The sequence below is a fragment of the Mesorhizobium sp. WSM4840 genome (genome assembly GCF_055811755.1).
In genome coordinates, this window is sequence record NZ_JBVVQD010000023.1 from 93,346 (window position 1) to 107,416 (window position 14,071).

Consider the following 14,071-nt stretch of genomic DNA (forward strand, 5'->3'; position numbering starts at 1 on the left):
AGGAAGGCCTCGTGCGGCAGTCAGGTGGCTTGTCCCATAGTCACGGATTTCCGAAGCGCTGCGGCAAGGCCGTCTGCCACGGCAGATTCAAACCCGGCTGCACGCATGGCTTCGATCGCTGCCGCGGTGGTGCCGCGGTAGTCAAGGAAGGTCTGGACAATATCTTTGGGATTTTCTGCGCGAGCCTCAAGGAGTTTGCCGGTTCCAACAAGCACTGCGCTGACGCCCCGCCGGGCAATATCTGGGTTCATTCCTCGGCTGACCGCATCGTCAATCATCGCCGCCGCCAAAAGCGCCGGAAACGCCGGGCCGGATCCGGTGAGGCCCGTCAGATAATCGATATCTGCCTCGCTTTTGACCTCATCGGCAGCGCCACAGGCCTCCAGAATCCGGCGAACGACATTGCGGTCATCGGCGGTGACGCCCGGAGAGCCGATCCAGGGAGTATAGGAATTCCGCACCTCTGCGGCGGCATTCGGAAGCGTGCGGACCACGCGGTCGGTGTTGAGACGTCGAGCCAATTGGTCGAGAGGGATTCCGGCCATGACCGACATGGCGAGCTTGCCGTACGCTGAAATATCGATGGCAGTCCAATCCTGGGGCCGGACCGAGACGATGATGACGTCAGACCGATCCACCAGCTCCTGGTTGTCCCGGGTCCAAGTAGCGTTTGGCAGAAAGCCGGGTTGCCCGCTTCTGAAAGAGAGGGTGAGGTGCCTGGCGGCGACTATTTGTGCATCGATGATGGCCTCGGCGATGGCACGTCCAAGCCAGCCACCTCCACCAATTATCCCGATGCTCATGGGTTCGCCCATTGTCGCAACTCTTCCTCAGTCAGCCGAATAGCCATGTCTGGCGAAGAAGCGATCCAGCTCGCGCTTCTGCGGGGCCTCGCCCGTAAAAATCTCCACGTACCCGGGAATGCGCTTCATGCGGGCAGCGAGATCTTCCCTGGTCTGCATTGAGATGTAGCCGATCTGCACGAGGTAGATGGTGCGGGCCCGAACGTCGGCCGAACTTTCCTTGTAGCCGAAGCGGACGAACATCAGGCTCATAGCGTCGAGGCGTGTCTGATCGGCTTTCTGTACCTCTGCCAGAATGTCAGGAGACTGAAGCGCCCAGCTTCTAACCGCGAACTCGAACTGGGAATCGAACAAGGACTTGTCGAGCCAGCAGTCGAAAACGTTCAGCATCGCTTCGGCGACCGTCTCGGCATATGCCTCGGCCTGCTTGACGAGGTTGCCGGTGTTCTTCTCGCGCCAACGCGTCAGGAGGGCAGCGAGCAGTTCTTCCCTATCCTTGAAGAACCAATAGAAGCTGGTGCGCGACAGGCCCAGCTTCTTGGCCAATGGCGAAATTCTCACCGTGTCGACGCCGGATTCCAGAAGCAAGTCGTAGGCGGCTTCAAGCCATCCCTCCGGCGATCCGCGCCACCCGCTATCGTTCGAAATTTGCTCCATGAGCGACCAACCTAACAAAATGTCAAAGTGAAAACCAGCGAAATGTACACATATGTCGATTTTATCCACTCCCCAGAAGCTAAACTTGACATATGTGTACATTTTCGGATACCGTTCGTGCTTACCGCCCGAGTCCGGAGTCCGTCAGATGTCGAACGATCCCCTTCTGCAACCGTACAAACTCAAGCATTTGACCCTACGCAATCGCATCATCGTGACCTCCCACGAGCCGGCCTATCCGGAGGACGGGATGCCGAAGGAGCGTTATCTTGCCTATACGGTAGAAAGGGCAAGGGGCGGTGTGGCGATGACGATGACAGCCGGGTCCGCGGCGGTTTCCAAGGACAGTCCGCCGGTTTTCAACAACCTGCTCGCCTACAAGGACGAGATCGTGCCGTGGATCCGGCAAATGACAGATGCGGTGCACGACGAGGGCGCCGCCATCATGATCCAGCTGACCCACCTTGGACGGCGGACACGCTGGGACAAAGGTGACTGGCTTCCCGTTGTGGCGCCGTCCCATCATCGTGAAGCCTCACACCGCGCGTTTCCCAAGAAAATTGAAGACTGGGATATCGAGCGCATCATCAAGGACTTCGCGGACGCCGCCGAGCGGATGAAGGCGGGCGGGATGGACGGCGTCGAGTTGGAGGCTTACGGCCACCTGCTCGACCAGTTCACGTCTCCTCTCACGAACGAACTTGACGGTCCTTACGGCGGTTCGCTTGATAACCGCATGCGCTTCTGCATGGATGTCTTGAAGGCGATCCGGTCACGGGTTGGCGAGGACTTCATCCTGGGCGTGCGATATACTGCGGATGAACGTCTCCCCGGCGGCACTGGCGTGTCGGAGGGCATTGAAATCTCCAAGCGCCTCAAGGAAAGCGGACTTGTCGATTACCTCAACGTGATCCGCGGCCACATCGACACCGATGCGGGCCTGACGGACGTCATTCCGATTCAGGGTATGGCGAATGCGCCACATCTTGATTTTGCCGGCGAGATTCGTGCGGCAACCAACTTCCCAACCTTCCATGCAGCGAAAATACCGGATGTGGCGACAGCGCGCCACGCGATTGCATCGGGTAAGGTCGACATGATCGGCATGACGCGCGCTCACATGACCGACCCTCACATCGTGCGGAAGATCATCGAAAAGCGCGAAGACGAAATCAGGCCCTGCGTGGGCGCAAACTATTGCCTTGACCGTATCTATCAGGGCGGGGCGGCATACTGCATTCACAACGCCGCGACCGGCCGCGAACTGACCATGCCGCACATTGTCGCCAAGGCCGACAGCCGCAAGAAAGTTGTCGTCGTTGGTGCAGGTCCGGCTGGCCTCGAGGCCGCCCGTGTCGCGGGTGAGCGGGGACACGAGGTCGTGGTCTTCGAGGCCGCCAGCGACCCTGGCGGGCAGATCCGCCTGACAGCGCTGAGCCCGCGCCGCAAGGAGATGATGAGCATCATCGATTGGCGCATGGCCCAGTGCGAAAAACATGGAGTGACCATCAAGTTCAATGCCTGGGCGGAAGCCGAAACCATCGAGGCGGAAAATCCGGACGTCGTCATCATAGCGACGGGCGGGGTGGCGCACACCGACGTCCTTTCCAACGGCAACGAGTTCGTGGTGTCTTCATGGGACATCATCTCCGGAGACGTAAAGCCGGGAAGCAATGTCCTCATTTTCGACGATGCCGGCGACCACGCGGCACTCCAGGCCGCGGAATTCCTCGCGGGCTCGGGAGCGAAGGTTGAGATCATGACGCCGGACCGGTCCTTCTCCCCCGAAGTCATGGCGATGAACCTCGTGCCCTACATGAGGTCTCTTCAAAAACTAGACGTGACCTTCACCGTTACCTATCGGCTCGAGTCAGTTGAAAAGAACGGCAACCAGCTCGTTGCACATGTCGGCAGCGACTACGGCGGCATATCCAAGCAGCGCGTCGTTGATCAGGTTGTCGTCAACCACGGCACCATTCCACTCGACGACATCTATTTCGAACTGAAACCGAGATCGACCAATCACGGCGAGATTTCGCAAGATGAGCTCATCGCCGGACAACCGCAGTCGGTGGTGCGGAATCCGCAGGGCCAATTCCAACTCTTCCGTATCGGCGACGCCGTTTCAGCTCGCAACACCCACGCCGCGATCTACGATGCACTGCGACTGGCGAAAGATATCTAACATCCGGCAACGGACCATAGCGTCCGCTCTCAACAAGGCTGCAAGATGAACAGAAGTGAGGCCCTGCAATATTTTCTAGACACCGCTTTCGTGGCCTTTGACCAGTTCTCACACGATCTGCGATCGCGCAGATCGATCATCCAGCTCTTCGCCCAATCGGAAGTACCCGGGCTGGAAAGGACCAAGGCCGGGAGCCGTTTGCCGGTCTGTTCCTATCTTGGCTCGGCGTTGGCAGAAGAGGCGATCCCGTCTACGCTCCGCAACTTGATTGAGCACTTCAAGGCGATCGAGCCGCTGCTCGAATGGCGGCCAAAATCAAACCCCGACCCCTCTGCCAGCAGCAACTTCCGCGACGGTCACGCCAATGCGATGATCCTTGGCCCGGGTGGGATCGAGGACAGAAACGATCTGTGGCTCGGAGTCACTTTGATGGCTCCTCACGTCCGGTATCCCGACCACGATCATCCGCCGGAAGAAACGTACCTCGTGCTCTCGCATGGCGAGTTCAAGCAGGCTGACAAGGATTGGTTTTCGCCGGGCATCGGTGGATCATTCTACAATCCGCCAGGCACCAAACACGCGATGAGATCGCTGGATGCGCCGCTGTTCGCTTTCTGGGCGCTGTTGGTGGAACAGACTCATCATTGAGGTTGGCTTTCCGGCAGCTCTATGGAACCGCTGTTCGTCGTCGCCTTAGCGCCATCCATCTTCGACTGATCGGGAAGTGCCGCGCATCAGATGCGCCTGGTCGAGGATCGATCGAATGCTTTCTATGCGGCGACTTTCACACGACCGATCGGGCGAGAACAGCAGGCAAGGACATAGCCATCGGCGATGTCCTCGTCCGTGATGCCGCCATTGTGCACCATGTGCACCTGCCCTTCGGCCTTGAGGACCTTGCAGGTTCCGCAGATTCCCATCGAGCACCCTGAAGGGATCACCAGACCCGCAGCGCGCGCTGCTGCAAGAAGGGTATCGGTCTCGGCGCATTTCGCTGTGACGCCAGACAAGGCGAAGATGACCTCAGCCTGATTTTCTTCGTTCGGCACCACATCGTCTGGAATGTCCTCGGCCTGCTCCGGCTCTGCCGCGAAGCTTTCCTGATGGTAGCGGCTCATGTCATAGCCGAGACCGGCAAGCGCCTCGCGCACGGCCCGCATGAAGGGCTCAGGCCCGCAGCAGAACACCTCGCGATCGAGATAATCCTGCGCCATCAGGCCCAGCATGATCTGGTTGAACATCCCTCGGTAGCCCGTCCAGGACCGGAAGGGATCTGCCTCTTCGACGACCCATTTGAGATCGATGCCGACGATGCGCGACGCCATGAGTTCCATCCTGTCGCGCAGAATGATGTCGGACGGGCGGCGCGCGCAGTTGATGAAAACAATGTCCGGCTCGCGCCCGGAATCGTAAAGCCAAGTGGTCATCGCCACCATCGGTGTGATGCCGGAGCCGGCCGAGATGAAAAGGTATTTCTCGGCAGGGTGATGGACGATCGAGAACTTCCCTGCAGGTCCTATGGCCCTGATGCGCATGCCCTTGCGCAAATTGTCGAGCATCCACCTGGTGCCGATTGACCCATCCTGTGCCTTGACAGTGATCGTCAGGGCGGTCGGCCGCGAAGGCGAAGACGAGATCGTATAGGTGCGATAGAGCGGCCCGCTAGGAACGGGCAGTTCCAGCGTGACGAACTGCCCCGGTTCATGGTTGAACAGCGCGCCAGACGGGCTCTGAAAGCTGAAGGTAACGACATTCGGCGCTTCCGGAGTACGGGTGACGCATTCAAGCGTCTCTGCGTCCGTCCAAAAGGAGAGTTTGGCGAATGCGCTCATCGGGTCATTCCGCTGCAACTTGAAGCGGCGCGAGGGCGCGCTCGATCCAGGCCGCATACCAATCGACAAACTGCGTCACGCCGCTTTCCTGCCCGGGTGAATAGGGGCCAGGGATATAAGCCGGCGAGAAGATCCCCAGCTGGTTGGTTTCTATGATCTCGCGATCTTCATCATTGGTTGCGATCCAGACCTCCGTCAGACGCTTGAGGTCGTAATCGACGCCTTCGACCGCATCTTTATTCACCAGCCAGACGGTGGTGACCTCGGTTTCCGTGGGACTGATCGGCGTGACTCGGAAGGTCAGAGAGTGGTCAGGCAGGAAGTGGCACCAGGTCGTCGGATAATGGAACATCAAGAGCGAGCCCGCGTCGGGCAGCGCAACCCGGCCAAGGTTCCTGGCTACGGCGGCCTTGCCGTCCATCGTATAGCTCAGGGCCTTTTCCTGAAGCGGCATACGCGCCAAGCGAAATTGGCCGCTGCCACCAAGGCGGAACTGCGCTGGCGCGCCTGAGGCTTCGCAACGGTCAAAATGCGCCTGAAGGGTCGCAGAGACCGAACCGTCAGCAGACACTCCCGCAACTTCCGGGTCGAGCGAGAAGGAGCGGCAGAGCGACGGGTGGTTGCTGCTGCAGTGGTAGCATTCGCGGTTGTTTTCCCACACAAGCTTCCAGTTGGCCTTCTCGATGATGGTCGACGTATGCGCGACCTTCGCATTGTTGAGGTCATGGACCTCAAGGTAGGGAAGGGCCAGGTGGGCAAACGGTTCGAAGTCGGGGGGCGTTTCGGACAGACAGACGTAGACCAGGCCGGCTAGATTGCGCAGATGGACCGGCTTCAGGCCGTGTTTGGACATGTCGAAGTCGGGCCCCATGTCATTTGCCCAGATGAGCTTGCCGTCAAGCTCATAGGTCCACTGGTGATAGGGGCAGACGAGTTTGGCCACTTGGCCTTCGCGCGCCTTACAAATCATCGAGCCGCGATGACGGCAGGAATTGTGGAAGGCGCGGATTTCACCATCGCGGGCTCGCACGATGACCACCTCATAGGCACCCACGCGCATCGTCACGTAGCTGCCAGTTTTCGCAAGTTGGCACGCGGGGGCCGCGTAGAGCCATTCCTGGTAGAAGATGTGCTCGAGATCGAGCTGGTAAATCGCCGGCGATGTGTAAAACGGCTGCTCAAGGGCATAGCCCGAGACGCGGCGGGCTAGCAGCTCTTGGATGGACGGCGAGGCGGCGTTCATGCGGAAATTCCATAGATGGCGTGCACATTTGAGATGAATTTTCTTGCTTGAATGCCTTTTGCGCAATAGCAGTAATTTTCAGCTCGATTTAGTTCAACTAATCTATTGCACGCCGCGAGCCATCCATGAGCCAAAAAGCGGGTCAGAAGAAGCTTTGATGCCAAGACCGTACGATCTCTCCTCGGTGACCGCTCTCATCTGCTTCGAGGCGGCCGCCCGAAATGCGAGTTTCAAGAACGCCGCCCGGGAATTGAACGTGACGCCCGCGGCTATCAGCCACCAAATCAAGGCGCTTGAGGGTGACTTGGGATGCAACCTGTTCTTGCGTATGAGCCGCGGTGTCGAGTTGACTGAGAAGGGGGCTTTCCTGTTCGTTGCTGTGCAGCGCGGGCTTGAGACGATTTCCGACGCGGTTACTCACATGCGCGATCGCCCGGAAGCCGCTGACGTGACCATCCGGACAACGACGGCCGTCAGTTCGCTATGGCTGACACCGAAGATTTCAACCTTCTGGAAAAGCCATCCCACCATCGCTGTCTCACAGATCGTCAGCGACGTGCCCACAAAAGCTGTCCGCTGCGATCTAAGCATTCAATACGGCGATCCGCAGGAGAATCTCGAAGAGTGCCACAAACTTTTTCAAGATCGTATTGTCGCGCTCGGAACTCCAAGGTTCGCCGCCGAGCACGGCATTGGCCGAGTTGAGGATCTGCTCAACGCACCTTTAATTCATATGGATAACGAGGAAACCGACTGGACGAATTGGCCGGACTGGTTTCAAGCGCTTGGACACGCCATGCCAAAGGGCCGCAGGTTTTCCGTGAACAACTACATGATTGCCCTCCAAGCCGCTCAAGATGATATCGGGGCGGTATTGGGGTGGGATGAATTGGTCAAAAGCCTGATGGAACAGGGGCGGCTGGTCACACTTGTGCCCGACAATATTCCCTCGCCCATGGCATTTTATCTGAAAATTCATCCGCGAGCAGGTTCGAAAGCTCGGCTCTTTGCGAACTGGCTTGCAAAAAGCTCTTGAAAGGCCGCTCTCTTGCTCGCGGACTTGTTCTGGCGGCTTCACACAACCGCGCTCGCTATGTCCTTGGTTAAGTGGGCGTAACTTGCTGCGAAACGCCCGAATTTGTGCGCGCCACAGGTCACCGGACTGTACCGACGCGGGTTGCTGTCCGTGACGCATGACGCCAGCGGTTCGATGACTGCATCGAAATCAGCATCGATAAAGAAAGGGATCGAATAGCGCTCCCGTCCAGAGGTGTTGACCACGCGATGCATGTTCGCCAGATAGACATCGTTGGTGAGCCGCTGGATCAAGTCGCCGATGTTGATGACGAAGGTCCCGTGGATGGGTGTGCCCTCTACCCAGTCGCCATCCCGGTTCATGACCTGCAGACCGCCCACATCGTCCTGCGCCAGGATGGTCAGATTGCCATAGTCCGTGTGCGCACCGATGCCGATGATATTTTCCCCGATATAGCCACCCTGCGGAGGGTAATGGAGAAGGCGCTGGATGCTGATCGGGTTGCGCATCAGGCTCTCGAAATAATCTTCCCGCAAATCCAGACTGAGTGCGATGCCCTTCAACAGTGTTTTCGCGAGGACGACCATTTTCTGATGGTATGCGTATGTCAGCTCGGAAAACTCGGGCAGGGTTGAGGGCCACTGGTTGGAGCCAAAAAACGGACCTTCCAGGGTCGAGCGCTCAGGGCCGATGTCAAAGCATTCTTTGAAGTCTTTCGTCTTGCCTGGATCGGTGTTTTCCCCGAATGGCTCGATGTATCCGCGCAGCGCTACATCCGATTTGCTTACGTGCAGTTCCATCTTCTGCGGCATGGGCAAATCAAAAAACCGGCGACTCACATCGAACACCGAATCGACGAACTCCTGAGGAATGCCATGGTTCTTGACGTACATGAAACCAGTGTTCGACAGCGCCCAACGTATCTGCTTGGCCACTGCCTGCTTGTTGCTGCCATCGAGAAGGGGCGCGATATCGACCACCGGGATCTTGTCAAAGCTTTCGCGCTTCGCACGCAACTTGTCGTCCAGTCTGGCAACGAGATCTATGGACATCGAACACCTTGTTTGATGGTGGGAGACGGGCCGACCTTGGCCCATTCGTTCCAGTCTCCTCAACTGCAATAATATTGCTGTTGGATTACTTATAATAATCTGTGTCACTGATCGGACGACATGGACGAGCCGATCCTGCTGGATTCCAGCATCGGCAAACTCATCGTGCCCAAAGAACAGGTTGGCGACGAAGACAGCTCGGCGAGCGACATCGCCGCCCCAGTGAAAGGATTGAGGAGACTGAACAGCAAAGGTCTCAAGCTGTGCGGCACCCGCAGGCCATCAGAGCGGCTGGAAGACCTATGCAAAGTTGGTGACAGGATCGCCGAGAACTATCTGAACGAGAGCGCTCCGGGGCGGAAGAGCCTCAGCTGGTTCGTTCCTGCGCCGCGATTTCTCGTATCCAGCCTCGCAGGATATCGGCAGCGGGCGAAAGCGTGCGGTTATCGTTCCAGGTTAGATAGTAGCTGCCTGGCGCCGCAAGTTCGAGTTCGGTCAGCCTGACCAGTTTGCCTTCATCGATCTGTGACTTCACGAGGTGATGCCAGCCCACGGCAACGCCCTGGTCGGCCTGAGCCGCCTGCATGGCTACAAAGAATTTGCCGAAACGGCGGCCGCGGCTCGGACCGTGGGGCACGGCCGCTCGACGCAATACCTCGTCCCAGCCCGCCCAGTTTGGATCAACCCAGTCGACATGCAGCAAGGGAAGATCAGGCAAGGAACCTGCCGTCGCGTCTCGATGCACTTTGGCAAAGTCCACCCCGCAGACCGGATAGATGGTTTCGCTGAAAAGAACCTCGGCGTTCTCGCCAGGCCAAGAGCCGAATCCGTATCGGATGCGCAACTCCACCTCGGCCCTTCGATAGTCGCGCGGATTGTCAGAAATCAGATGATCGACTGCAATCTCGCCATACCGTGTCCAGAAATCGGGCATACGCGGTATCAGCCACATTGTCGCAAAGGCGTCAGAACAGGCGAGCGTGACGTTCTTGGACCGATCGCCGCGCTTGACGGTGCGGACAATTTCGGCTGCGCGCGAAAAGCCGCTCGCAAGAACGCCATAAAGGTCCTCGCCGGCACTCGTCAGTATCACCCCTGAGCCCAGCCTCACAAACAGCTGAACGCCAAGTTCGTCCTCGACCGCCTTGACCTGTCTGCTGACCGCCCCGGGAGTCACATTTAGCTCTCCCGCCGCCAGTTTGAACGACAGGTGCCTGGCGGAAGCTTCGAAGACGGCGAGAGCTGTTAGGGAGGGCAGGTCATAATATCGGCGAACCATCTTGAGCTCCAAACATTCCAAAACCGAGCTGCGCAGCGATTTCGGCAAGACGCGGACTTCCGCACATAAGTCAACACGCGCGTGAGACTTTTGCAGTAGGTCAAATCGGCTGGTTGCAGCAATAGTCGCGCGCGGCCCGGCTGCGGCTCGCTTGTTTTTTGGAGGCCCCGCATGACCATTGAAGCGCAAGTCTCTCGAAGGGGAGGACGCGATGCGCGCCGGATTATTCGGACTGCGCCCAAAGTGGAGATGCTGCCGACGCTCAAGCGCGGGCTACCCGTAGTCGAGCCGATGAATGCAGAACAGGTAGAACGCATTCACGAAGCGTCGCTCGCGATCCTGGAAGAGGTAGGGGTGGTGTTCCGCGACCCGATCGCTCTTGAGGACTGGAAGAGAGTAGGCGCCGACGTTCGCGGTGAGCGGGTCCATCTGGATCGCGGGTTGGTGATGGATCTGATCAAAACAATCCCGCCCGATATTGAATATTTCGCTCGCAACCCGGCGAAAAACGTACAGCTGGGCGGCCCGAATTCGATCTTCGTTCCGATGACCGGCGCGCCTTACATGCGCGACCTTGACGACGTGCGTCGTGGCCCGACCATTGCCGACTTGGGGACCTTCCACAAGCTGGCGCACATGATGCCGGCGCTGCACTCATCGGCACACCACATCGTCGAGCCGATGGATATCGTCGTAGCGCATCGACATCTGCACATAACTTACTCGTCGATGAAGCATTCCGACAAGATCTTCATGGGAATGACCACGTCGCCCAAGAACGCCGAGGACGTGCTCGACATGTGCGAGATTCTTTTCGGCGAAGGCTTCATGGAAACGCATGCGGTCACGACCGGAAACTGCAACGGCAATTCTCCGCTGGTGTGGGACCAGGTGATGCTCGGCGCCATGCGGGCATTCTGTCGTCGCAACCAGCCGGTGCTGTGCTCGCCATTCGTGCTTGGCGGCGCGAACACGCCCGCGTCGACGGCCGCGGCGGTGGCGCAGCTGAATGCCGAGGCGCTTTCTGCACTCGCCTATACGCAAGTGATCCGCAAAGGTTGCCCGGCCATCTACGGGCATTACCTGTCGACGGTCTCCATGCAGTCCGGCGCCCCCATGGCTGGGACGCCTGAGATATCGTTGATGAACTTCATGATCGGGCAGATGGCGCGACGCTACAACGTCCCATGGCGCACATCGAACCTACTCGGCGGTGCCAAGATTTTCGATGCTCAGGCCGGCTACGAAAGCGCCATGACAATGATGGCGGTGCTGATGTCCGGCGCCAACTACATCTGGCACTCGGCGGGCTGGAACGAAGCCGGGATGCATTGTTCCATCGCGAAGTTCGTCGTCGATGCCGAGGTTTGTGCCATGGGCTATCGCATGACCCAAGGTATCCACTGGGATGATTTCGACGAGGCCTTGGCCGCCATCCGTGACGTCGGACCCGGTGGCCACTATCTCGGACATCCGCATACCCAGGCCAACTTCGAACGCGCATTTTTCATACCAAAGCTATTCGATAACAATTCGATCGAGCAGTGGAAGGTCGATGGCTCAAAGGACATAAAGCAAAGGGCGCTCGACCACGCGAAGCACCTTTTGGGAGAGTACCAGGAGCCCACGCTGGACCAGGCCAAAGATGAAGAACTGCGCGCCTATATCGATCGACGCTCGCGCGAAATCCCGGCGGTTGACGCGCTCAACGATGACTATTGAGCGTCGTCATGCGCATCAACAGGATCAACGTCTACTCGACCCAGCTTCCCATCAAGGGTGGCGCGTACAAGATGGCGAGCGCCGACGTCCACTCATTGGACAGTACGCTTGTCGAGGTTGTGACGGATGACGGCACTACGGGATGGGGCGAAACCTGCCCAGTCGGACCAGTCTATCAACCCCATCACGCGCTGGGAGCTCGGGCGGCGATAGCTGAGATTGCGCCAGGTCTGATTGGAGAGTCGACCCAGTCGCCGCGACATCTGGCCAAGCGGATGGATGAGAGACTGAATGGGCACAACTACGCCAAGGCGGCGCTCGACATAGCGTTTCTCGACCTCATCGGCCAGCGTCTTGGCGTGCCGGTGTCGACGCTGCTGGGCGGCGCGCTTACAGACCGCGTGCCGTCTTACTACTCCACGATCGTGGGCTCTCCGGACGAAACCGCGCGTATCGCGGCCGACAAGGTCAAGGCGGGCTACCCGCGTATCCAGGTCAAGATTGGTAGTCGCAACCTGGAAAAGGACGCGGCGACAGTGCATAAGGTCTGGGAGGCTGTGGGCCTCAAGGCAAGCATAGTTGTGGACGGCAATCGAGGTCTATCGGTGGCGTCTGCCCTTCACCTAGATCGGCTTTGCCAAAACATCCCGTTTGTGTTCGAGCAGCCCTGTAACAGCATGGAAGAGATTGCGGCTGTCCGGGGCAGGGGTACCCATCCCATCTATCTGGACGAGAACACCGAAGACCTGAATGCAGTATTGCGGGCCATCTCATCGGGCATTGCCGATGGTTTTGGCTTCAAAGTCACTCGTCTGGGCGGACTGACCAAAATGATGACCGCTCGCGACATGTGTTCCATCCGGTCGCTGCCGCACACCTGCGACGACGCATGGGGCGGAGACGTGATCGCGGCCGCCTGCGTGCATCTCGCCGCAACGGTCGACCCGCGGCGCTTCGAAGGCGCGTGGATCGCCCAGGAATATATTGAAGGTCACTACGACAACAAGAACCCTGTGGTCATAGACAATGGTCATATCGCCGTGCCGCAGCGACCTGGCCTCGGTGTGAAGCCCGAAGCCGGCGTCTTTGGCGCCCCGGTAGCGAGCTACGGTTGCTGATGAACGCTCCCGCCCGCATCCACGAAACCAGCAGCCCCGTCCATCCTGACGCTGCGTTTCAGGTGTCGGGCAAGCCGCATGACATTGCCGTGCTCGTGTTGCCGGGATTTTCGCATCTGGCGCTTCACGCCTATATCGAGCCCTTCCGCATAGCCAACACGGTTGCCCGGCTTCCTCTTTTCCGCTGGCGGATTGCGGGGATCGACGGCCAAGCGGTTGTAGGCGCCAACGGGCTCTCTATACCGGTGGACGTAACAGTCGAGGAATTGACAGCGGACCGGTCCTGCAGTTGCAGGCTGGACCAGCTGGCCGTCGTGGCGGGGGAACCGGTCGAGAAGCAGATGACGCCTCTGTTGCACGCGTTCCTGCGGCTCCTGGCGCGGCGTGGGGTGTCGATATCGGCGATCGGCACGGCGACGTGGCTGCTCGCTCAGACAGGCCTGCTTGCGGATACCCGTTGCACCATTCATTGGTCGCGGCTCGCGGCTTTCTCCGAGGTTTTTCACAAGCCGCGCATCCGTGATTCCCTGTTCGTCAAGGATGGCCAATACTCTACTTGCGGCGGCGAATTGGCGGCGTTCGACCTCGCGGTGGATCTCATCGCAGGTCACGCGGGCGCCTACATCGCTCAGGAAGTGTGCCGTCACGCGACGGTAGAGGGCCAGCGGTCCGGTTCGAACCGCCAGACGGGTCCTTCAGGTCTGGCGTTTGCAGGAGTCAGCGACAAGCTGGCGATGGCGATGCGCATTATGGAAGAGAATGTGGAGACTACGCTGTCGATGGGTGACGTTGCGGATAGGGTCGGGATTTCCCGCCGGCAGCTTGAACGCCTGTTCGCAATCCACATAGGTCAACCACCGGCTCGTCACTACCTCAGGATCAGGGTTGACCACGCCAAGCGCCTGATCGAAGGCACGCGAATGCCCATCATAGACATTGCTGTTGCCTGCGGGTTTATGTCAGCATCGCATTTTGCCAAATGCTTCCGCATCATCAATGGCTTTTCGCCACAACAGTGCCGGACGATGGTGCCGGCTTGGGTCGGGCCTGGCTTGGGATAATTCAGTCTAGTGTCCTGATTCCGAAGTTCTGACGATTTTAGCCTGTTGGTCGCCGGTTTTGAGGGTTGCGAGGCAGAAGCGTT

At 58.8% G+C, this 14,071-nt stretch carries 12 protein-coding genes; 6 read left to right on the forward strand and 6 right to left on the reverse strand.

Annotated elements, in window-relative coordinates; all coding sequences use genetic code 11:
* Nucleotides 1-20 precede the first annotated feature (20 nt).
* Both AC0L3I_RS26315 and AC0L3I_RS26320 read right to left on the reverse strand, forming a co-directional pair.
* Entirely contained in the window at nucleotides 21-815 is a 795-nt protein-coding gene (locus AC0L3I_RS26315) for a pyrroline-5-carboxylate reductase family protein (RefSeq protein WP_473528767.1), read from the reverse strand.
* 15 nt (nucleotides 816-830) lie between these two features.
* Nucleotides 831-1,460 carry a TetR/AcrR family transcriptional regulator gene (locus AC0L3I_RS26320; RefSeq protein ID WP_473528768.1) on the reverse strand — a complete coding sequence of 210 codons (630 nt, stop codon included), beginning with the start codon at nucleotides 1,458-1,460 and terminating at the stop codon, nucleotides 831-833.
* A gap of 148 nt (nucleotides 1,461-1,608) precedes the next feature.
* On the opposite strand from AC0L3I_RS26320, the gene AC0L3I_RS26325 reads away from it, so the two are divergent.
* Nucleotides 1,609-3,645 carry an oxidoreductase gene (locus AC0L3I_RS26325; protein WP_473528781.1) on the forward strand — a complete coding sequence of 679 codons (2,037 nt, stop codon included), beginning with the start codon at nucleotides 1,609-1,611 and terminating at the stop codon, nucleotides 3,643-3,645.
* Nucleotides 3,646-3,690: 45 nt separating this feature from the next.
* The gene (locus AC0L3I_RS26330; RefSeq protein WP_473528769.1) at nucleotides 3,691-4,293 is read left to right on the forward strand and encodes a dimethylsulfoniopropionate lyase; all 603 of its coding nucleotides are present in this window, start codon (nucleotides 3,691-3,693) and stop codon (nucleotides 4,291-4,293) included.
* A 122-nt stretch (nucleotides 4,294-4,415) separates the two neighbouring features.
* Here AC0L3I_RS26330 and AC0L3I_RS26335 read toward each other — a convergent pair whose 3' ends face one another.
* Together AC0L3I_RS26335 and AC0L3I_RS26340 are read right to left on the reverse strand one after the other, a co-directional pair.
* Entirely contained in the window at nucleotides 4,416-5,477 is a 1,062-nt protein-coding gene (locus AC0L3I_RS26335) for an FAD-binding oxidoreductase (RefSeq protein ID WP_473528770.1), read from the reverse strand.
* Between the two features lie 4 nt (nucleotides 5,478-5,481).
* The gene (locus AC0L3I_RS26340) at nucleotides 5,482-6,720 is read right to left on the reverse strand and encodes an aromatic ring-hydroxylating oxygenase subunit alpha (protein ID WP_473528771.1); all 1,239 of its coding nucleotides are present in this window, start codon (nucleotides 6,718-6,720) and stop codon (nucleotides 5,482-5,484) included.
* Nucleotides 6,721-6,877: 157 nt separating this feature from the next.
* Here AC0L3I_RS26340 and AC0L3I_RS26345 point away from each other — a divergent pair, with 157 nt between their 5' ends.
* A complete protein-coding gene (locus AC0L3I_RS26345) occupies nucleotides 6,878-7,756 on the forward strand; it encodes a LysR family transcriptional regulator (RefSeq protein WP_473528782.1) in 879 nt (292 codons plus the stop codon).
* Between the two features lie 38 nt (nucleotides 7,757-7,794).
* Here AC0L3I_RS26345 and AC0L3I_RS26350 read toward each other — a convergent pair whose 3' ends face one another.
* Entirely contained in the window at nucleotides 7,795-8,808 is a 1,014-nt protein-coding gene (locus tag AC0L3I_RS26350; RefSeq protein ID WP_473528772.1) for an isopenicillin N synthase family dioxygenase, read from the reverse strand.
* 367 nt (nucleotides 8,809-9,175) lie between these two features.
* A complete protein-coding gene (locus AC0L3I_RS26355) occupies nucleotides 9,176-10,135 on the reverse strand; it encodes a LysR substrate-binding domain-containing protein (protein WP_473528773.1) in 960 nt (319 codons plus the stop codon).
* Nucleotides 10,136-10,258: 123 nt separating this feature from the next.
* On the opposite strand from AC0L3I_RS26355, the gene AC0L3I_RS26360 reads away from it, so the two are divergent.
* Genes AC0L3I_RS26360 through AC0L3I_RS26370 form a run of 3 tightly spaced genes read left to right on the forward strand, consistent with a single transcriptional unit; the run spans nucleotide 10,259 to nucleotide 13,988 of the window.
* The gene (locus tag AC0L3I_RS26360) at nucleotides 10,259-11,809 is read left to right on the forward strand and encodes a trimethylamine methyltransferase family protein (protein WP_473528774.1); all 1,551 of its coding nucleotides are present in this window, start codon (nucleotides 10,259-10,261) and stop codon (nucleotides 11,807-11,809) included.
* Between the two features lie 8 nt (nucleotides 11,810-11,817).
* Nucleotides 11,818-12,927 (forward strand): mandelate racemase/muconate lactonizing enzyme family protein, encoded by a 1,110-nt coding sequence (locus AC0L3I_RS26365; protein ID WP_473528775.1) that lies wholly within the window; start codon nucleotides 11,818-11,820, stop codon nucleotides 12,925-12,927.
* Complete coding sequence (locus AC0L3I_RS26370) at nucleotides 12,927-13,988, forward strand: GlxA family transcriptional regulator (RefSeq protein ID WP_473528776.1); 1,062 nt, start codon at nucleotides 12,927-12,929, stop codon at nucleotides 13,986-13,988. The genes AC0L3I_RS26365 and AC0L3I_RS26370 overlap by 1 nt, the downstream gene beginning before the upstream one ends.
* Nucleotides 13,989-14,071: the final 83 nt, after the last annotated feature.

Bases quoted from the DNA above. Each gene is read 5' to 3' on its own strand.
- AC0L3I_RS26315 (WP_473528767.1), bottom strand. From the start codon at position 815: ATGGGCGAACCCATGAGCATCGGGATAATTGGTGGAGGTGGCTGGCTT.
- AC0L3I_RS26320 (WP_473528768.1), bottom strand. From the start codon at position 1,460: ATGGAGCAAATTTCGAACGATAGCGGGTGGCGCGGATCGCCGGAGGGA.
- AC0L3I_RS26325 (WP_473528781.1), top strand. From the start codon at position 1,609: ATGTCGAACGATCCCCTTCTGCAACCGTACAAACTCAAGCATTTGACC.
- AC0L3I_RS26330 (WP_473528769.1), top strand. From the start codon at position 3,691: ATGAACAGAAGTGAGGCCCTGCAATATTTTCTAGACACCGCTTTCGTG.
- AC0L3I_RS26335 (WP_473528770.1), bottom strand. From the start codon at position 5,477: ATGAGCGCATTCGCCAAACTCTCCTTTTGGACGGACGCAGAGACGCTT.
- AC0L3I_RS26340 (WP_473528771.1), bottom strand. From the start codon at position 6,720: ATGAACGCCGCCTCGCCGTCCATCCAAGAGCTGCTAGCCCGCCGCGTC.
- AC0L3I_RS26345 (WP_473528782.1), top strand. From the start codon at position 6,878: ATGCCAAGACCGTACGATCTCTCCTCGGTGACCGCTCTCATCTGCTTC.
- AC0L3I_RS26350 (WP_473528772.1), bottom strand. From the start codon at position 8,808: ATGTCCATAGATCTCGTTGCCAGACTGGACGACAAGTTGCGTGCGAAG.
- AC0L3I_RS26360 (WP_473528774.1), top strand. From the start codon at position 10,259: ATGACCATTGAAGCGCAAGTCTCTCGAAGGGGAGGACGCGATGCGCGC.
- AC0L3I_RS26365 (WP_473528775.1), top strand. From the start codon at position 11,818: ATGCGCATCAACAGGATCAACGTCTACTCGACCCAGCTTCCCATCAAG.
- AC0L3I_RS26370 (WP_473528776.1), top strand. From the start codon at position 12,927: ATGAACGCTCCCGCCCGCATCCACGAAACCAGCAGCCCCGTCCATCCT.